Origin of the sequence: Pseudomonas sp. 14A, assembly GCF_018132745.1 — a bacterium.
Taxonomy (GTDB): domain Bacteria; phylum Pseudomonadota; class Gammaproteobacteria; order Pseudomonadales; family Pseudomonadaceae; genus Aquipseudomonas; species Aquipseudomonas mercuritolerans.
Genome location: NZ_JAGRQJ010000009.1, coordinates 410,068 through 427,872 on the forward strand (window position 1 = coordinate 410,068; position 17,805 = coordinate 427,872).

General features: G+C 61.4%; 17 protein-coding genes. 4 read left to right on the forward strand and 13 right to left on the reverse strand.

The window, feature by feature from the left end; translation table 11 throughout:
- Positions 1–92: 92 nt before the first annotated feature.
- From PS14A_RS09865 to PS14A_RS09875, 3 genes are all read right to left on the reverse strand, one after another.
- A complete protein-coding gene (locus tag PS14A_RS09865) occupies positions 93–791 on the reverse strand; it encodes a tRNA (adenine(22)-N(1))-methyltransferase TrmK (RefSeq protein WP_282961464.1) in 699 nt (232 codons plus the stop codon).
- A gap of 129 nt (positions 792–920) precedes the next feature.
- Positions 921–1,970, reverse strand: a complete 1,050-nt coding sequence (locus PS14A_RS09870; RefSeq protein ID WP_212616034.1) for an NAD(P)-dependent alcohol dehydrogenase — start codon at positions 1,968–1,970, stop codon at positions 921–923.
- A 142-nt stretch (positions 1,971–2,112) separates the two neighbouring features.
- Positions 2,113–2,340 carry a hypothetical protein gene (locus PS14A_RS09875; RefSeq protein WP_110645810.1) on the reverse strand — a complete coding sequence of 76 codons (228 nt, stop codon included), beginning with the start codon at positions 2,338–2,340 and terminating at the stop codon, positions 2,113–2,115.
- A gap of 164 nt (positions 2,341–2,504) precedes the next feature.
- Here PS14A_RS09875 and PS14A_RS09880 point away from each other — a divergent pair, with 164 nt between their 5' ends.
- Positions 2,505–2,714 carry a DUF2945 domain-containing protein gene (locus PS14A_RS09880; protein WP_051600414.1) on the forward strand — a complete coding sequence of 70 codons (210 nt, stop codon included), beginning with the start codon at positions 2,505–2,507 and terminating at the stop codon, positions 2,712–2,714.
- On the opposite strand, the gene PS14A_RS09885 is transcribed toward PS14A_RS09880, so the two are convergent.
- The 5 genes from PS14A_RS09885 to PS14A_RS09905 form a co-directional block, all read right to left on the reverse strand.
- A complete protein-coding gene (locus tag PS14A_RS09885) occupies positions 2,711–3,964 on the reverse strand; it encodes an FAD-dependent oxidoreductase (protein ID WP_212616035.1) in 1,254 nt (417 codons plus the stop codon). The two genes, PS14A_RS09880 and PS14A_RS09885, sit on opposite strands and share 4 nt — an antisense overlap.
- Positions 3,954–5,546 (reverse strand): aldehyde dehydrogenase (NADP(+)), encoded by a 1,593-nt coding sequence (locus PS14A_RS09890; RefSeq protein WP_212616036.1) that lies wholly within the window; start codon positions 5,544–5,546, stop codon positions 3,954–3,956. The genes PS14A_RS09885 and PS14A_RS09890 overlap by 11 nt, the downstream gene beginning before the upstream one ends.
- Before the next feature lie 63 nt (positions 5,547–5,609).
- A complete protein-coding gene (locus PS14A_RS09895; RefSeq protein ID WP_212616037.1) occupies positions 5,610–6,557 on the reverse strand; it encodes a dihydrodipicolinate synthase family protein in 948 nt (315 codons plus the stop codon).
- Between the two features lie 54 nt (positions 6,558–6,611).
- Positions 6,612–7,538 carry a 4-hydroxyproline epimerase gene (locus tag PS14A_RS09900; RefSeq protein ID WP_130912825.1) on the reverse strand — a complete coding sequence of 309 codons (927 nt, stop codon included), beginning with the start codon at positions 7,536–7,538 and terminating at the stop codon, positions 6,612–6,614.
- Positions 7,539–7,560: 22 nt separating this feature from the next.
- The gene (locus PS14A_RS09905; RefSeq protein ID WP_212616038.1) at positions 7,561–9,186 is read right to left on the reverse strand and encodes an APC family permease; all 1,626 of its coding nucleotides are present in this window, start codon (positions 9,184–9,186) and stop codon (positions 7,561–7,563) included.
- A gap of 221 nt (positions 9,187–9,407) precedes the next feature.
- Here PS14A_RS09905 and PS14A_RS09910 point away from each other — a divergent pair, with 221 nt between their 5' ends.
- On the forward strand, positions 9,408–10,178 hold the full coding sequence (locus PS14A_RS09910) for an AraC family transcriptional regulator (protein WP_212616039.1): 771 nt from the start codon (positions 9,408–9,410) through the stop codon (positions 10,176–10,178).
- Here the strand turns inward: PS14A_RS09910 and PS14A_RS09915 are convergent.
- Positions 10,175–10,771 (reverse strand): LysE family translocator, encoded by a 597-nt coding sequence (locus PS14A_RS09915; protein WP_212616040.1) that lies wholly within the window; start codon positions 10,769–10,771, stop codon positions 10,175–10,177. The two genes, PS14A_RS09910 and PS14A_RS09915, sit on opposite strands and share 4 nt — an antisense overlap.
- Positions 10,772–10,825: 54 nt before the next feature.
- Positions 10,826–11,662 (reverse strand): AraC family transcriptional regulator, encoded by an 837-nt coding sequence (locus tag PS14A_RS09920; RefSeq protein ID WP_212616041.1) that lies wholly within the window; start codon positions 11,660–11,662, stop codon positions 10,826–10,828.
- A gap of 1,031 nt (positions 11,663–12,693) precedes the next feature.
- On the opposite strand from PS14A_RS09920, the gene PS14A_RS09925 reads away from it, so the two are divergent.
- A complete protein-coding gene (locus PS14A_RS09925) occupies positions 12,694–12,990 on the forward strand; it encodes a hypothetical protein (RefSeq protein WP_042609596.1) in 297 nt (98 codons plus the stop codon).
- A gap of 55 nt (positions 12,991–13,045) precedes the next feature.
- Here the strand turns inward: PS14A_RS09925 and PS14A_RS09930 are convergent, their stop codons facing one another.
- The 3 genes from PS14A_RS09930 to PS14A_RS09940 are packed head-to-tail and all read right to left on the reverse strand — an operon-like array spanning position 13,046 to position 16,586.
- A complete protein-coding gene (locus PS14A_RS09930; protein ID WP_212616042.1) occupies positions 13,046–14,308 on the reverse strand; it encodes a nucleoside permease in 1,263 nt (420 codons plus the stop codon).
- A 42-nt stretch (positions 14,309–14,350) separates the two neighbouring features.
- A complete protein-coding gene (locus tag PS14A_RS09935) occupies positions 14,351–15,433 on the reverse strand; it encodes a sugar phosphate isomerase/epimerase family protein (RefSeq protein ID WP_212616043.1) in 1,083 nt (360 codons plus the stop codon).
- The gene (locus PS14A_RS09940) at positions 15,423–16,586 is read right to left on the reverse strand and encodes a Gfo/Idh/MocA family oxidoreductase (protein WP_212616044.1); all 1,164 of its coding nucleotides are present in this window, start codon (positions 16,584–16,586) and stop codon (positions 15,423–15,425) included. Before PS14A_RS09940 ends, PS14A_RS09935 begins: the two co-directional genes overlap by 11 nt.
- A 203-nt stretch (positions 16,587–16,789) precedes the next feature.
- Here PS14A_RS09940 and PS14A_RS09945 point away from each other — a divergent pair, with 203 nt between their 5' ends.
- Entirely contained in the window at positions 16,790–17,803 is a 1,014-nt protein-coding gene (locus PS14A_RS09945) for a LacI family DNA-binding transcriptional regulator (protein WP_212616045.1), read from the forward strand.
- The last annotated feature ends 2 nt before the right edge of the window (positions 17,804–17,805 follow it).

Here is a 17,805-nt window from a genome sequence, read left to right on the forward strand (position 1 = left end):
CGAGCAGGCTCGCTCCCACAGTTGACCGTGTTTCCTCAAGAGAAATGCAATTTCCTGTGGGAGCGAGCCTGCTCGCGTAGACGGCCGCACAGTCACCCGAGCAATTCGCTGATCCACTGCATCTCTTGCTTCAGCGCAAGAATTTTGTCCTCCGGCAACGTCTGTTGCGCTCTCGTAAACTGCCCCAACGTCTTCTGCCGCTGCTTCAGCCTGCGTTGCCATTTGTGCAGAAATGCCGGGCAGCGCGCCTGCAGATGCAGCGGTCCGAAAAACAGTTCCCTGGCATCGTAAGTCACCGGATCAGAGCCGCGCTCGGCAACGATGATTTCATAGTCGAAGCGATTCTCGTGCAGCACTTCTTCGCAAACGATGCGGTAGCCGTTATCCATCAACCACTGGCGCAGCGCTTGCTCGCCGCCGTTGGGTTGCAGGATCAGTCTTTCGTGGCCACTGAGATGGGCTTTGCCGGATTCGAAAATATCGCGAATGGTTTCGCCGCCCATCCCGCACAGGGTGATGGCGCTGATGCCGTCGTCAGGCCTGACCGCCGCCAGGCCATCGGCCAGACGCACGCTGATCTGGCCGTGCAGGTCGTTGTCATTGACGGTGCGTTGCGCTGCGTGGAACGGCGTGCGCGCGACCTCGCCAGCCACCGCCGCTGTAATCAGGCCTCGGCGCATCAGGGCAACCGGCAAATAGGCGTGATCGGAACCGATATCGGCCAGTCGTGCGCCGACCGGCACGTGAGCCGCGACGCGTTCAAGGCGCATGGACAATGTCTGTTGGTTCAACGGCGACCCCTGTTCACCCAGCGGTGGAAAAAGGGGTGCGACTCTGGCGAGCAACGCGGGCGCTGTCAATTGTGCAGGTGCAATTCCTCGATCCATCGGCAGCCTTGCGCTGCCGATGGGCGCTTGCGCTTAGCCGGCGAGCGTTGCGTTGTCGATGACGAAGCGGTATTTCACGTCGCCCTTGAGCATGCGCTCATAGGACTCGTTGATCTGGTCGGCGCGGATCAACTCGATGTCGGAAACGATGCCGTGCTCGGCGCAGAAATCCAGCATTTCCTGAGTCTCGGGAATGCCGCCGATCATCGAACCGGCAATGGTGCGGCGCTTGGTGATCAGGTTGAACACGTTCGGCGACGGATGCGGCGAGGCAGGCGCACCGACCAGAGTCAACGCGCCATCGCGCTTGAGCAGGACGAGGAAGGCGTCGAGATCGTGCGGCGCTGCGACGGTATTGAGGATGAAGTCGAAACTCTTGGTGTGTGCCGCCATTTCTTCGGCATTGCGCGACACCACCACTTCGTCCGCACCCAGCGCCTTGGCCGCTTCGCGCTTGGATTCGGAGGTGGTGAACGCGACCACGTGGGCGCCCATGGCGTGGGCCAGTTTGATGCCCATGTGACCCAAGCCACCGATGCCGACCACGCCGACTTTCTTGCCGGGGCCAGCGTGCCACTGACGCAGCGGCGAGTAGGTGGTAATGCCGGCGCAGAGTAGCGGCGCGACGGCGGCCAATTGCGCCTCGGGATGACGGATGCGCAACACATAGCGCTCGTGCACGACGATGTTTTGCGAATAGCCGCCGAGGGTCCAGCCCGGTGCGTCCGGGGTCGGGAAATTGTAGGTGCCGATCATGCCGTCGCAGTAATTTTCCAGACCGGATTCGCAGTCATCGCAGTGCTGGCAGCTGTCGACGATGCAACCGACACCGACCAGATCGCCAACCTTGTAGGCTTTGACGTGATCGCCAACCGCCGAGACGCGGCCGACGATTTCATGGCCGGGCACGCAAGGGAATTGCGTGCCAGCCCATTCGGCGCGCACCTGATGCAGGTCGGAATGGCAGATGCCGCAGAAGGCGATATCGATCTGTACGTCGTGCGCCGCCGGGGCACGTCGGTTGATCTGCATCGGCTCAAGAGGTTTGTCGCCAGCGTGGGCGCCGTAGGCTTGTACGAGCATGTGAGCATCCTCCATGGGGTTGTCGGACGCCCATTGTTGCGCCTGGGTCCGAGCGCGAAGTAGTGCATTTCTGTGAAATGCTTGCCTGATTCTGCTGTTGATTGCGCAACCGAAAGGCAGCCGTATGGCTGCCGTTTCAGGCTCAACGCGGATTGGGCTGGTCGTCCATCTCGGCGTTATCGGTTTCCTGACGTACGCGCTCCGGATCCAGGCCGGTATCGTCATCATCCAGCGGGATTTCGCCTTCGTTGTCGGGCAGTTCGTCGATGCCGCGCTCCTTCATCGGATCGACCTCGGTTCGCCCCGGACTCAGCGGGTCGGGGGTGGTTGGAAGCGGATCGTCACCTTGCTTGCCTTGATCGTTGTTCATCTGACACCTCGCAATGGCCGTTTTCTATGGCTTGTGCAAGTTGGAGGTGCGGGCGATTTTCGCCGTTCGATTTTTTTGCCTGCCTTCGGTCGCCTCGCAAAAATGCGGAATTTCTGCAACGCGCGCGGCTCCATAAACCAACAAGCCAGAGCGAGGACGCAGTGATGAGCAGTTCATTCAAAGTCGGCGATGCGGTGCGCTGGAATTCCGAGGCCGGCGAGATCCACGGCAAAGTGGTCAAGGTGCACACTCGCGATACCGAGTTCATGGGCCGCCACCGCCCGGCATCGAAAGACGCGCCGCAGTACGAGGTCAAGAGCGACAAGACTGGCCACCTGGCCATGCATCACGGCGACGCGCTGAAGCACGCTTAGAAACGTGCCAGTCGGTAGGCGTCGACACTCGGCAGCGCGAGAGCCGCGCCTGAGACCATCTGCCCGATCAATTCCGCCGTCAGCGCCGCTTGAGTCAGGCCCAGATGCTGATGACCGAAGGCAAGCAAGACCTTGCCGGCGCAAACCTGATCGATCACCGGCAGCGAATCCGGCAGCGACGGGCGAAAGCCCATCCACGGTGTCGCGCCATCAGCGTTCAGATCCTTGCGAAAAAGGCCTTGGCTCAAGCGCTGCAACTGCCAGGCGCGCGCCATGTTCGCTGGTCGCTCCAGCCCGGCGAACTCGACGGTGCCGGCCAGGCGCAGGCCCTCGCGCATCGGCGTCATGATGAATTTGCGTTCCAGCGAGGTGACGGGGAAGGGCAGGCGATCATGCTCGTGGGGCAGCATCAGGTGATAGCCACGTTCGGTGTCCAACGGGACATGCTTGCCGGTCAGCGCGGCGGTGAGTTTCGCCGAATGCGCACCGCAGGCCAGTAACACTCGGCTGGCCGTTACTCCGCCGTTGCCGGTGACCAACAAGACCCCGTTTTCCTGCACGTAGCCGCCTTGGACCTGCTGCTTTAGAAAACTCACGCCGCTGCTGCGAGCCGCCTCGACCAGTGCACACACTACGCGGTACGGGTCGAGGAAATGCCCGGTGCGCGGGAAAAACAGTCCGCCCTGTATCTGTTCGCTGAGCTGCGGCGCCGTCTCGCGAATTGCCCCGGCCTGCCAATAGTCCACTGGCACCTGCTGCTGATTCAGGCGCGCATGCAAAGCCTCGATGGCCTGTCGGGATTCAGGTTTTTCGAAGACCAGTAACGAGCCGTCAACCTTGAGCAGATCCGGACGCTGGATTTCGCTGAGCAAGCGCTGCCACGCGTCGAGGCTGCTCTCATTCAGCGCGCGCAAGCCGGCGACGGTTTTTTGAAAAGGCTCGGGCCGCAGATTCAGCAGCAAGCGGGTGAACCACGGCAGGGCGCGCGGCAGGTATTTCCAGTCCAGACGCAGCGGCCCCATCGGGTCCATGAGCATGGCTGGCAAGCGCTTGAGGATCGACACGTCTGCAATCGGAAATACCTGCTCGGTGGCCAGATGTCCGGCGTTGCCGAACGAAGCGCCATGCCCCGGTTCCTGCTGATCGATGACCACCACCCGCAAACCCTGGCGGGCCAGGCGCAGTGCGCAAGCAACGCCAATGATTCCGGCGCCGACCACGGCGATGTCGTGCGAAGGATTATTCGCCATGGCGTGTCGCTTCCCGTTGGCCATCAAGCAAGCGCCGAAGGTTGAGCGGATTGGCCTGTTGCAGCGCCGTCGGCAGCAAGCTGTCGGGGAAATCCTGATAGCACACCGGCCGCAGGAAACGCAGGATCGCCGCAGTGCCCACCGAGGTGCTGCGCGCATCCGAGGTCGCCGGGTAAGGCCCGCCATGCACCATCGCATCGCAGACTTCCACGCCGGTCGGCCAGCCATTGACCAGCAAGCGCCCGGCCTTGCGCTCGAGCGTTGGCAGCAACGCGCGCGCCAGCGCAAGGTCGGTGTCGTCGATGTGCAGGGTCGCGGTCAGTTGACCTTCCAGATGTGCGCAGACCTGGCGGATTTCCTCGTCACTGCTGCATTGCACGATCAGCGATGTCGCGCCGAACACCTCAGCCTGCAAACGGTGATCGTCGAGGAAATCCGCTGCATCGGTGCTGAAGACATGCGCCTGACACTGATTCGGACCGCTGCCCGCTTGGCCAACCGCTATCGCGCGTGCACGGGGATTGTCTTGTAGAGCCGTCACGCCTGCTTGATAGGCGCCGAAGATGCCGGGCGTGAGCATGGTTTGCGCCGCACTGCGCGGGATCAGTTCAGCCACTGCGCTGAGGAACCCGTCGAGCGCCGGGCCTTTGCGGGCAATCAGCAGTCCCGGGTTGGTGCAGAACTGCCCGGCGCCCAGTGTCAGCGACGCGACAAACCCTTCGGCCAGCGCCTGCGCGCGATTTTCCAGCGCGGCGAGAAATAGCAAAACCGGGTTGATCGAGCTCATTTCCGCATACACCGGGATCGGCTCGGGCCGCGCTTGCGCAGCTTTCATCAAGGCCAGACCGCCAGTGCGCGAGCCGGTGAAACCAGCAGCTTTGATGCGCCAGTCGCTGACCAATGCGATGCCGACTTCGTAGCCAGAATCGAACAACAAGGAAAACACGCCCTCGGGCAGAGCGCAGGCTTTGACCGCTTGCGCGACTGCGCGGCCGACCAGTTCGCTGGTGCCCGGATGGGCGCTGTGCGCCTTGACGATCACCGGGCAACCGGCCGCCAGTGCTGCGGCGGTGTCGCCACCGGCCACGGAAAATGCCAGCGGAAAGTTGCTCGCACCAAACACCGCGACCGGCCCCAGGGCAATCTGCCGCTGGCGCAGGTCGGAGCGCGGCAGCGGTTGGCGTTGTGGTTGCGCACTGTCGACGCGCACGTCCAGCCATTCACCCGCGCGCACGGTACGGGCGAACAGGCGCAATTGCGAGCAGGTGCGGCCACGTTCGCCCTGAAGGCGCGCAGGCGGCAGACCGGTTTCGGCGTGGGCGCGTTCGATCAGTTCGTCGCCAAGGTTTTCGATGTGTTCGGCAATGCTTTCGAGAAATGCCGCACGGGTGCTCAGGCTGGTTTCGCGGTACGCGTCTTGCGCCGCCCAAGCCAAGGCGCAGGCCTGTTCCACCTGTTCGGCTGACGCCCCGGCGTACTGCGGTTCAAGTGCCTGGTTGGTCGCCGGATCGATCCCGCGAAAGGCCGGACGATGGCCCGCCACGGAGTGTTGCCCGATCAGCATGTTGCCCGTCAGAGTCATGGTGTCTTCCTGTGAAATGAGCGAGGCCTGCCGCGAATCGTGATGACTCGCGGCAGGTGGTGGTCAGGCGAAGTTCTGCTCGGCGGACCAGTTTTCGTACCAGTGACGGAAGAGCGAATACTGCTTCTCGGCATAGCGCCGTTGCGAGTCGCTCAGCACATCAGTTTCATTGAAGTGCAGGGTGTATTCGTTGTCGCCGTTGAGCACCATCAGATGCTTGTAATACAGCACCAGATCGCAACCTTCGTCGAACGAGGACAGCACCGCCAGCGCCGACTCCAGCTCCCGCGCCTGACGCCGGGCCTTGGCATCGCCTTGCGCGGCCTGCTTGCTCAGCGCCACCAGTTGCAGCACTTCGCGGGGCAGGGCGTTGCCGATGCCGGTAATGGCGCCGGTGGCGTTGCAGTTGACGAAGCCGTGCACCACTTGCGTGTCGACGCCGACCATCAGCGTCACGTCGTTATCCTTGGAGGTGATGTTCTCGGCCGCGTAGCGCAGGTCCGCGCCGCCGCCGAATTCCTTGAAGCCGATCAGGTTCGGGTGCTCGCGGCGCAGTTCGAAAAACAGATCGGCGCGGGTGGCGAAGCCGTAGTAAGGGCTGTTGTAAATCACCGCCGGCAAGTTCGGCGCGGCTTGCAGGATGGCGGCGAAGTGCGCTTTTTGCGCGGCAGCCGAGGCACCACGGGACAGCACGCGCGGGATCACCATCAAGCCTTGCGCGCCGACTTTCGCCGCATGCGCTGCGTGGGAAACCGCTTCCCGGGTATTCACCGCGCCGGTGCCGACGATGGTCGGCACCCCGGCAGCGACCAGGCGCGCCACGCCTTCCTGACGCTCGGCTTCGGTGAGCAGCGGCCAGTCGCCCATCGAGCCGCAATAGACCACGGCGCTCATGCCGACATCAATCAGCTCGCGCCCCTTGGCCACCAGCGCATCGAAGTCCGGTTTGCGCTGGGCGGTGCACGGGGTCATCAGGGCCGGCATGCAGCCGGTGAAGATGTTGTCGCTCATGGTTCAACTCCTTGGCATTTCGTTTGATTCGAGGTGAAAAAACGGCGTGGCGGCTCAGATGCCCCACGCGAACGGGTCGCTGTCGTCGATCAGCAAGGTGCTGTCGGCGGTCATGTAGGCGCGGCCGGTGATGAACGGGCGAATGCGCTCGCCCTCCCATTCGAAGCGCCCTTCGAACTGGCTGCCGGTAATGCTCGCCTGGATCCACGGCGCGCCGGCTTGCAGCTTGTCGTCGGCGGCCAGGCAGGCAAGTTTGGCGCTGGTGCCAGTGCCGCACGGCGAGCGGTCGTAGGCTTTGCCGGGGCACATGACGAAGTTGCGGCTGTCGGCCTGATCGTCATCGGCGAACAGTTCGATGTGGTCGATGACCGCGCCGTCTTCGCCACAAATGCCTTGGTCTTCCAGCGCCTTGAGCATGGCCCAGGTGTACGCGGTCAGGTGTTCGACGTTGTCCATCGTCAACGTCTGGCCATGCTCGGAGACCAGATAAAACCAGTTGCCGCCATAGGCGATATCGCCGACCACGCGGCCAAAACCGGGAACGTCCACCGGCACCTGTTTGCGATAACGGTAAGCGGGCACGTTGCCCAGGGTGACCGAGCCATCGTCGTGCAGCGTCGCGCTGACTTGCCCCACCGGGGTGTCGATCTTGTGCACGCCTGGCTGGATTTTCCCCAGATGCTGCAACGAATTGATCAGGCCGATGGTGCCGTGGCCGCACATGCCCAGGTAGCCAGCGTTGTTGAAGAAGATCACCCCGCAGGTGGCATCAGGCGACACCGGCGGGCAATACAGGGCGCCGACCAGCACATCGTTGCCACGCGGCTCGAGCAGACAGGCGCGGCGCCACTGATCGTGCTGGCTGCGCAGGGCGTCGCGTTTCTCGACCATGCTGTTGCCGGACAGCTCGGGGAAGCCGCTCATCACCAGCCGCGTCGGCTCGCCGCCGGTGTGGGAATCAATGACGTGTACTCGTTTCATGAAGAGATCCCGTTGGATGATTTCAGTAGGCGCCGGCAGGGCGGGCGTTGACGGTGGGCGAGGGCGCAGGGCTTTCGCTTTCTTCGTCCTCGTCGTCCAGGCGCAGCAGATGGGCAGGCACGCCGGTCGCTGCGCCCCAGTAGTAAATACCGGTGGCGCAAGCGGCGACGACGATCGTGTCGAACGGATGGGCGAGGATGCCCAGACCACCGAAGCTGCCGAGTTTCGACAGCACGATGGTCACCGCGTAGAAGGCGATCAGCCACGCCGATGAACGCACCTGACGCGCCAGGCTCAAATGAGCGGTGGGCACAAAGCGGCCACAGAACAGGTAGATGACAAACATCAGGATTTGCAGGCCGAGCAGCCACGACACGGTGTTCCAGCCCGACCAGTAGACGATCAGCGCGGCGATGATGAACGACACCGGCCCGAGCAGGCCCATGCTCTTGACCCGGAACGGGCGCGGCATGTCCGGCGCATTGCGCCGCAACGCCGCAACCGATACGGGCGCCACCGCATAGCTCAACACCAGCGCAGCGGAGACCACGTTGATCAGCGCTTCCCACGACGGGAATGGCAGGGTCCAGAACACCGACAGGGCGAAGGTCAGCCACAGCGCCGGACGCGGGATGCCGGACTTTTCATCGATGTGCGTGAAAACCTTGAAGAAGGTGCCGGTCTGCGCCCAGCCGTAGATCACGCGCGGGGTGGCGTTCATGTAGATGTTGCCGCAGCCGCTCGGCGAGATCACCGCATCGGCGACCACCAGATAGGCCAGCCAGCCGACACCGAGCGCCAGGGCGATGTCGCGATAGGGCAGGGCGAATTCCTTGCTGATACCGGCCCAGCCGTTGGCGAGCATTTCCGTCGGGATGCTGCCGAGAAAGGCCATTTGCAGCAGCACGTAAATCAGGGTCGACAGCAGCACCGAGAGAATCAGCGCGATGGGAATGGTGCGCTGTGGATTCTTCACTTCGCTGGCCACGGAAATGATTGGCGTCAGGCCCAGGTAGGCAAAGATGATCCCGCCGGCAGAGACCGCCATCTCCACGCCCGACAGACCGAACGGAGCAAAGCCTTGAACCTGGAAATTTTCCGGTTTGAAGAAGGTGAACAGCACGCCGATCACCAGCAGCGGCACGATGAATTTGAACACGCTGACCAGATTGTTGGCCTTGGCGAACGTCTTCACGCTGCGGTAGTTGAGCAGGAAGAACACGCAGAGCAGGCCGAACTGCACCAGCCAGCCGAGGATGGTCGGATCGCCGCTGCCAGCCTTGGTCAGGCCAGGAAACCACGCCGCCGCGTATTGGCGCGAGGCGACCACTTCGATCGCCACCAGACTGGAAAACGCAATCAGAGTAATGAAGCCCATCAGGTAGCCGAGCAGCGGGCCGTGGGAATAAACCGGGTAGCGCACCACACCGCCGGCACGGGGCAATGCCGCGCCCAGTTCGCAGTAGACGATGCCCAGCAGCAACACGGCAAAACCGCCCAGCAACCAGGAGAAAATCCCCGCCGGACCGGCAATCGCCGAGACATGGCTGGCGGCGAACAACCAGCCGGAGCCGAAGATCGCGCCGAGTCCGATAAAGGTGAGGTCGATCAATGAAAGCTGTTTTTTGAACTTGCCTTGGCCTGACATGGCATCGCCTTCTTGTGAGTTATTGGATAGGCAGTTGTGTCACGTGGACGAGCAGACTTTGCACCGCTCGGCAGTGGCGGCGATTGATGTTTTACGCCGGGATCGATGACGAATTCAGCACAATGGCGCCGATGAATCCGCGGCCTCGACAGGGCCGCGACGTTGCTGCAATCTGCTGGCGAGTGACATTTGCGGTGGTTCAGCTCGAGGGGAAGTCTTTGATGCAATCAGCGTTTTCGATCCTGTGCCAAGGCAATGAAGGCTTGCGTGCGCAGACCCTCGAAGAGATGGTCGCCGGTGCCGCGCAGTTGTTGCCGATACTCGATGTCATCCCCAATGCGGCGATCTTCATCAAGGATCTGCAAGCGCGCTATGTGCTGGCCAACCGTACGCTGGTGCAGCGCTGCGGCTTGAAGGACCTGCGCCCGTTGCTCGGCAAAACCAGTGCGCAGGTATTCCCGGCGCAGTTGGGCCCGGGTTACACCGAGCAGGATCGCAAAGTGCTGGAGCAAGGTTTCGTGTTGGAGGATCAGCTTGAACTGCATCTGTATGGCAGTCGCGAACCGGGCTGGTGCCTGACCTACAAGCGGCCGATCTACAGCCGTGACGGGACGATCATCGGCCTGGTGGGGATTTCGGTGGATCTGCAGTCAGCCAGCGAAACCCACCCGGCGTTCGAGCGCCTGGCGGCGGTCGATGAATACATTCGCGGCAACTTCAACCGGCGGGTGACGCTGGGTGAACTGACGCGGATCGCCGGGATATCCGTGGCGCAACTGGAGCGCTATTGCAAACGCGTTTTCCACCTGACACCACGGCAGATGATTCAGAAAGTCCGCCTGGAACACGCGCATCGATTGCTGCACAGCGACTTGCCGATTACCGAGGTTGCGCTGCAATGCGGCTACACCGATCACAGCGCTTTCACCCGTCAGTTCAAGGCCTCGACCGGGTTCACACCACGCGAATACCGGCAAGCCACCGGGCATTAGACCAACACGGCCAGCCAGGCCGAGAGCAGCAGAAGAAGGGCCAGTGCCGCGTTCATTCGCTTGAACGCTTGCGGTGAGCTGAGCAACCGTGCGCTGCCAACGCCGAGCAATGCCCAGAGCGTCATGCACGGCAGCGATACCAGCAGAAACGCCAGCGACAACACCAGCAGGCGCAGCGTCTTGTCGCCGCCACCGACGAATACGCTGACCACCGCCACAGCCATCATCCACACCTTCGGGTTGACCAGTTGCAGCAGCGCCGCGCCGAATACGCTCAAGCCTTGTTCCTGGGCGGCATTCGGGTCCAGCGACGGCGGCGGGCTGCAAAAGATCTGCCACGCCAGCCAGCTCAACCAGAGCACGCCGCCCCAGGCCATCGCTTGCTGCACGCGCGGAAAGCGCAACAGGGTCTCGCCAGCACCGAGCCCGACCACCAGCACAATCAGCGCCGCCGCCGCACAGGCGCCAAAAATGATCGGCAACGTGGCAATCAATCCGCGCCGCGAACTGTGGCTCAGCACCAGAATATTGGTCGGCCCCGGAGTGATCGAGGCGACGAAAGCAAACAGCAGAAAGGGCAGTAAAGAAGCCATGGTGCAAATTCCTGAGAGTCGAAACAGGACACCATGATCGTCAGCGGGCGGGCCTCAGTCTGGAAGATTTGAGCAGCGTTTGCGGTAGTCCGCCGGGGTCAGTTGATAGGCGCGGCGGAACCAGCGACCGAGGTGACTCTGATCGGCAAAACCAAGCACGCTGGCCACCTGCGCTGGCGTCTCGCCGCGCGCGAGCAATTGTCGCGCCTTGGCCAGGCGCAACTGGATCAGATAAGCGTGGGGTGCCAGACCGAAAGCGGCCTTGAACGCGCGGGTCAGGCGAAAACGATCGACACCACAGGCTTGCGCTAGGTCTTCGAGACCGATGTCTTCGTAGGTGTGGGCATGCAGATAGTCGCGCGCAACCTGCGCAACCAGTGGCAGGCGCGGATCGAAGTCCTGACGCTTGCGCCAGTCGAGGTGGCGGGTGAGGGACGCCAGCAGGCCATCCAGCGCAGTCTGCCGGACGATGCGCAGATCGCCGTCATGTAACACGTGGAAGGCTTGCACGATCGCAGTCGAAAGGCGCGGATCGTGGCTCAGTGTGTCGGCAAAGCCTGGCTGACTGTCGGCGGGCGCCTCTTCGAACAGCGCGTGCAGTTCGCGCTCCAGCCAGTGCGGATCGAGGTACAGCATCGAGTAGGTAAAGCCATCCTCGGTCGGCGCATGGCCATCGTGGATTTCTCCCGGCTCAAGCAGAAACACATGCCCCGGCGTACTGCGATGACGCACGCGGCGGCAGTTGAATTGCTGCACGCCTTGTTCGGTAACGCCCACGAGAAAACTGTCATGCCAGTGCGGATCGTAGGCATGCCCACGGAAATGCGCCCGAATTGACTCGATCCCGGTATCGACATCCTGGGAAAGAGAGATCCAGTTGCGTTTGTCCATGGGAGGACTCCATAGGGCGGTTGAGCAGGGGCGTTTCTAAAATACCGCGTGGGGGAGGAGAGTGTTTAGAAGATTTGTGCAGATGCGCAGGGGGATCGCGTCAGGCAATGTGCCTTGGATGGGAGGGGACCAGAAAACGCAGACGAAAAAAAACCGCCTTCGCGGGGCGGTTTTTTATGGGCATCGATTTACGATCGAAGCCATGTGCTTCACCAGCCACCCTAACCAGGGTTGCCATGGTATGGAGTTTTACCGCGCCTTGCAACGGTTGAACAGCCGTTCGAAACAAGCGCGTCTACAGCCCTGCGAAAAATTTATATGTTTATGTTTGTTGAAGATTGTCTGGCAGAAATAACATTTAACAAAGGCGGGTCGTTGTTTGATGGATAACGGTATGCGCGGCACTTTTGTCTTGGGGTTTTCAGGTTAATATGCCCGCGCTCAACTGATAGAGCGGCTGAGAGGTTTGGCCGGGGGCGCGAAAGGTTTTACGCCCTTCGACACGGATTCGCACCCGTGCCGGAATGATGTCTCGAAGGGATTTCAACCGGCCGCCTCACCAGCCACCCTAACCAGTCGGCTGAAGGCACGCATGGTCCGGTAAGTTTGCTGGAGGTTTGGCCGCCAGCCCTGGAGGCCAAAACGTATGAAGCTTTTGCTGCGTACGCTGAGCCTTGTATGGAGATTGTTGAAAGCCTTGCGCTTTTACGAGTTCCTGCGAGACCACTTTGACGACTTGAAATAAGGGTCGTCTGAGTGGGGAAAGACCCGTTTCGGTTTCGACTGATACGGGTCTTTTTTTGTGTGGATAATGCTGTCAAAAATGAGATTGTCGGTTTATGCTTTCGACTTTGTAGGGCGTTTCGCTTAATGACGTAAGCAACAGCATAAAGATCAATCCAATAGCAGCTCATGCTCGACCAGCTATTGATCGCGTCAATAACAACCATTAAGTCAATGAAGTTCTCATATCCACGGTGCGGCGTAAGATCGGCTCCATACCCAACCACTGCAACTCGGAGCACATCATCATGAAACGCCAGACTATCCTCGGTATCGCTTTCTCGGTTTTTGCACTGAATGCCTTCGCCGCCACCGAAACCGATCCACTGTTCAGCGACGCAGTCGCTGCCACTCAAACAGACCGCTTGTTCAGCGATGCAGTAGCCGCAACCGAAACCGACCCGCTGTTCAGCGACGCAGTAGCCGCAACCGAAACTGACCCACTGTTCAGCGATGCAGTAGCTTCTGACGGTTCCGATCATCTGCAAGGCAATCGGGTCGCCGAAGGTGGCGCTGACCGTCTGCTCGAACGTCGCACCGCTTGAGCGCAACGATGAGCATCGATAACGAATGCCGCCTCGACCACAGGCGGCATTCGTTCTATTCATGCATTACAGCTCTGCTCTTAACCGCACTCGGCAGCACAGCCTTGTCGCGATCGCGGCTCTTGAATGTCGCCCAGAAACACAGCAGCACCGCCACGGAAAAACCGGCGGGGAACAGCCAGATGCTTCTCCAGTCATGCCCCGCGCTTGATGTGAAGTGGTCGGTAATCCGTCCTGCGATCCAGAAACCAATCAACATGCCCAATCCGTACGTAGCCAAGGTGATCAAACCTTGCGCCGAGCTCCGGAAGCGTTCCGGTGCCTTGGCATCGGTGTAGATCTGCCCGGACACGAAGAAGAAGTCATAGCACACACCGTGCAGAGCAATGCCGATCAGCAGCATGAATGCCTGATCGTCGTTATTACCGAAGGCAAACAGCCCGTAACGCAATGCCCACGCTGCCATGCCGACCAGCAGAGCGATCTTGATGCCGAAGCGATGGATGAACAGCGGCAACAGCAACATGAACAGCACTTCCGACACCTGACCGATGGCCATCTTCGCTGTCGGGTTGGTCACGCCTATCTCGGCCAGAAACGGATTGGCATTCTGGTAATAGAAGGCCAGCGGAATACAGATCAGGATCGAGGCGAGGAAGAACGCCAGATAGCTGCGATCCTTGAGCAAACCCAGCGCATCGACGCCGAGCATCTGCTTGAGGCTTGATGAGCCGGCTGCGCTTTTCAGCGGCGCGGTGTTCGGCAGACTGAAGCTGTAAAGCCCCAACAACAGCGACGCCACGGCGGACATCAGGAACGTATTGCGCAAGCCTCCGGTCGCGATGCTTTGTTGCGAGTCCCAGGCGAACACGAAGCTGATCACCACGCCGGCGACGATCCAGCCCACCGTGCCCCACACGCGAATGCGCGAGAACTCCAGCGCCGGGTCTTTGATCTGGCGGAACGCCACGGCGTTCACCAGTGCCAATGTCGGCATGTAGACCATCATGTAGGCGAGCACATAGGGATAAAACGCGCTGAAGTCTGCCGCGCGATAGAGCTGATAGAGCAGCACCGCGCCGAGCAGATGCAGCACCGCCAGAATGCGTTCGGCATTGAAGAAACGGTCGGCAATCAAGCCAATGACAAACGGCGCCAGAATCGCGCCCCAGGATTGCGTGGCGAAGGCCATGCCGACCTGACCACCGCTGGCGGCCAGCGTTGTCGCCAGAAAAGTGCCGAGGGTGACGAACCAGCCGCCCCAGATAAAGAACTGCAAAAACATCATCACGCTGAGTCGCGCATTCATTACGTTCATTTCAGATCACCGTATTGTTTTTATGTCGGTAACGCGGATGAATCAATCGTCAGTCAGGCCGAGCAGGCGTCGGTTGGAAGCAGCGTCAGCGCTGACTCCGGCAAAATCGTCGAAGGCCTTGGCGGTCCTGCGGATCATGTGTCGCTCGATGAACGCCGCGCCCTCCGCCGCGCCCTGTGCGGAGTCTTTCAGGCAGCACTCCCACTCCAGCACGGCCCAGCCGTTGAAGTCGTATTGGCACAATTTGCTGAAAATCGATTTGAAATCGATCTGGCCGTCGCCCAGCGAGCGAAAGCGCCCGGGACGCTCGACCCAGCCCTGATAGCCGCCATAGACGCCTGAGCGCGCATCGGGGCGGAACTCGGCATCCTTGACGTGAAACATGCGGATGCGTTGGTGGTAACGGTCAATGAAGCCGAGGTAGTCCATTTGCTGCAGCAGCAGGTGGCTCGGGTCATACAGAATTGCGGCGCGGGGGTGATGATTCACCGCTTCAAGAAACTGCTCGAACGACGCGCCGTCATGCAAGTCTTCGCCGGGATGGATTTCGTAGCACAGATCAACGCCAGCCTCTTCGAAGCAGTCGAGAATCGGCAGCCAGCGCTTGCCCAGTTCGGCGAAACCTTGCTCGACCAAACCGGCCGGACGCTGTGGCCACGGATAGACATAAGGCCAGAGCAGGGCGCCGGAGAAGGTCGCATGGGCCTTGAGTCCGAGGCGCTGGCTGGCGCGGGCGGCCAGTTTCAATTGCTCAATGGCCCATTCGGTGCGCTCCTGCGGCTTGCCGCGCAGTGCTGGTGGGGCGAAGTCGTCGAACAGGCTGTCGAACGCCGGATGCACAGCGACCAATTGCCCTTGCAGGTGCGTCGACAACTCGCTGATCACCACACCGGCGCGGGCGCAGACGGCGATGAGTTCGTCGCAGTAATCCTGGCTCTCAGCGGCGCGCTGCAAATCGATGAGCCGCGTGCCGAGGGTCGGTACCTGAATGGCTTTGTAGCCTTGCGAAGCGGCCCACTCGGCAATGTTGGCGAGGGAGTCGAAAGGCGCTTCGTCGGCGATGAATTGCGCGAGGAAAATCCCCGGACCTTTCAGGCCAGCCGAATTTTGCTGATCACTGTTCATTGTGCTGGGCTCCTGTCAGTGGGCCGGGGATCTCGCTCCACTTTTCATTGCCAAGGTGATTGGCGATCGCGGTTTCAATGAAGGCCATGCCGCGCAGGCCGGTCTCGATGCCGGGTACTCCCGGAGCCTGATGGCCCTCGACGCCATGCACAATCGCTTCGGCGAGATCGCCGTACAGGTTGGCCATGGCTTCCAGATAACCTTCGGGATGCCCCGCAGGCAGGCGCATGCGTCGGGTTGCGGCGGCACACAGCCACGGCTGACCGACCCCGGAGCGCAGAATGCGCATCGGCTCGTTCAACGGTCGATGAATCAGGCTGGCCGGGTCCTCTTGGCGCCACTCCAGCCCACCCTTGTCACCGTAGACGCGGATCTTCAGCGGGTTTTCCTCACCGGCGCAGACCTGACTGGCGAGCAATACACCACTGGCGCCGTCGCGCATTTTGAACAGCATCGCCACATCGTCATCCAGTTGCCGACCCTCGACATGCGAGCCGAGCATTGCGCTGATGAACTGAATCGACTGGCCGGTGACGAACTCGGCGAGGGAAAACGCATGGGTGCCGATGTCGCCGATGCAGCCGCCGATCCCGGATTGCGTCGGGTCGTCGCGCCAGCCGGCCTGCTTGTTGCCTTGCCCGGCGACATCGGTGCTGAGCCAGCCTTGCGGGTACTCGACGAGGACTTTGCGCACGCGCCCGAGCACGCCGCTGGCGACCATTTCGCGGGCCTGCCAGACCATCGCGTAACCGAGGTAGGTGTGCGCCAGCCCGTAAATTCGCTGGCTGTTGATGACCACCGAGCGCAGCGCCTGCACCTCGGCGAGGTTCAGCGCCGCGGGTTTCTCGCTGAACACATGAAAACCGGCGCTCAATGCCTCACGGGCAATTGGTGCGTGCAGATGATTGGGAGTGACGATGACCAGCAGTTGCATGCGCTGCTCGGCGGGCAGGGCGGCCTCGCGGGCGAGCAGGGTTTGCCAGTCGCCGTAACAACGCTCAGCCGCGACACCCAAGGACGCAGCGGTGCGCTGATTATTCTCCGGGTCGCGGCTGAACGCGCCACAGACCAGGTCGAAGCGTCCGTCGAGGCCGGCGGCTTGCCGGTGGGCACGGGCAATGAATGAACCTTCACCGCCTCCAACAAAACCCATTCTTATTTTTGCGGCAGCGTACATGGCAGTCGTCTCGGTAGCTGGATGCAATGTTGATGAGCGATGTAACCGGTTACATCATGGGCGAAATCTAGGCTTGAATTAGCCGAGTGTCAAATGCCAGCGGATGATCGACAGCGTTTCGATCGCTCGTCGCCTGCGGTAAGCTCCGCGCCTGATCGGCATGAATCAACGAGGTGTTTTTGTCCAATATTCGCGAAGTGGCTCGGCTGGCCGGGGTTTCCGTGGCGACGGTTTCGAGGACTTTGAAATCGCCCGAGCGCGTGCTCGCGCCAACCCGTGAGCGGGTGATGGCTGCGGTGGAGCAGGCCGGCTATCGGCCGAACCTGATGGCCGTGCAGTTTCGTTCGCGGCGCACCGGCAATCTGGTGATTCTGGTGCCGACCATCGCCAATACCTTCTTCGCCCGCGTCATCAGCGGCGCGCAGCAAGCGGCGCAGGCGGCCGGTTATCGCCTGCTGCTGTGCGACACCCAGGGCCGGGAAGAACTGGAGCGACAATTCGCCGAGCTGGTGTACGCCTATCAGGCCGACGGGGTGATCCAGTTGCGCGCCTACGATCCGTTCGAAAATGCCCCGGCCGATGCCGATGTGCCGCCGATCGTCAACGCCTGCGAAGTGCTCAAGGCCGGGCGTTATCCAACCATCAGTCTCGACAACGTCGCCGCCGCCAAAGCCATGACCGAACACCTGATCGGATTGGGACACCGACGCATCGGCCTGATCAAAGGCTCGAAAAACAGCCCGCTGACCCGTGATCGACTGGCAGGCTACGAAGCCGCATTGCGCGAGGCCGGGATTGCCTTCGATGAAGCGCTGATCTGCCATGGCAATTTCAGCCTCGAGGCCGGTTATGCAGGCGCGCAAAAGATGCTCGGCTTGGCCGAGCGGCCGAGCGCGCTATTCTGCGAAAACGATGAAATGGCCATTGGTGCGCTCAAGCGCATCCGGCAGGCCGGGCTGCGTGTGCCCGAGGACATTTCCCTGGTGGGTTTCGATGACATTCCCATGGCTGCGTACTGCGATCCGCCGCTGACCACCATCTCGCAACCAGCCGAAGCCTTCGGGGCCAGGGCGGTCGAGATGCTGATTGCGCTGATCGAAAAGCAGCCGCTGACAGAGCGACATGTCGTCTTGCCGTTCGAGCTGACGCCACGCAGCAGCACGGCCCGCATCGACAACACGGGCAAGCGCTAACC

Excerpts from the sequence above, each read along its gene's own strand:
- PS14A_RS09935 (WP_212616043.1), bottom strand. The coding sequence starts at position 15,433 with ATGAACAGTGATCAGCAAAATTCGGCTGGCCTGAAAGGTCCGGGGATT.
- PS14A_RS09870 (WP_212616034.1), bottom strand. The coding sequence starts at position 1,970 with ATGCTCGTACAAGCCTACGGCGCCCACGCTGGCGACAAACCTCTTGAG.
- PS14A_RS09915 (WP_212616040.1), bottom strand. The coding sequence starts at position 10,771 with ATGGCTTCTTTACTGCCCTTTCTGCTGTTTGCTTTCGTCGCCTCGATC.
- PS14A_RS09910 (WP_212616039.1), top strand. The coding sequence starts at position 9,408 with ATGCAATCAGCGTTTTCGATCCTGTGCCAAGGCAATGAAGGCTTGCGT.
- PS14A_RS09875 (WP_110645810.1), bottom strand. The coding sequence starts at position 2,340 with ATGAACAACGATCAAGGCAAGCAAGGTGACGATCCGCTTCCAACCACC.
- PS14A_RS09940 (WP_212616044.1), bottom strand. The coding sequence starts at position 16,586 with ATGGGTTTTGTTGGAGGCGGTGAAGGTTCATTCATTGCCCGTGCCCAC.
- PS14A_RS09925 (WP_042609596.1), top strand. The coding sequence starts at position 12,694 with ATGAAACGCCAGACTATCCTCGGTATCGCTTTCTCGGTTTTTGCACTG.
- PS14A_RS09885 (WP_212616035.1), bottom strand. The coding sequence starts at position 3,964 with ATGGCGAATAATCCTTCGCACGACATCGCCGTGGTCGGCGCCGGAATC.
- PS14A_RS09900 (WP_130912825.1), bottom strand. The coding sequence starts at position 7,538 with ATGAAACGAGTACACGTCATTGATTCCCACACCGGCGGCGAGCCGACG.
- PS14A_RS09880 (WP_051600414.1), top strand. The coding sequence starts at position 2,505 with ATGAGCAGTTCATTCAAAGTCGGCGATGCGGTGCGCTGGAATTCCGAG.
- PS14A_RS09895 (WP_212616037.1), bottom strand. The coding sequence starts at position 6,557 with ATGAGCGACAACATCTTCACCGGCTGCATGCCGGCCCTGATGACCCCG.
- PS14A_RS09905 (WP_212616038.1), bottom strand. The coding sequence starts at position 9,186 with ATGTCAGGCCAAGGCAAGTTCAAAAAACAGCTTTCATTGATCGACCTC.
- PS14A_RS09890 (WP_212616036.1), bottom strand. The coding sequence starts at position 5,546 with ATGACTCTGACGGGCAACATGCTGATCGGGCAACACTCCGTGGCGGGC.
- PS14A_RS09930 (WP_212616042.1), bottom strand. The coding sequence starts at position 14,308 with ATGAACGTAATGAATGCGCGACTCAGCGTGATGATGTTTTTGCAGTTC.
- PS14A_RS09920 (WP_212616041.1), bottom strand. The coding sequence starts at position 11,662 with ATGGACAAACGCAACTGGATCTCTCTTTCCCAGGATGTCGATACCGGG.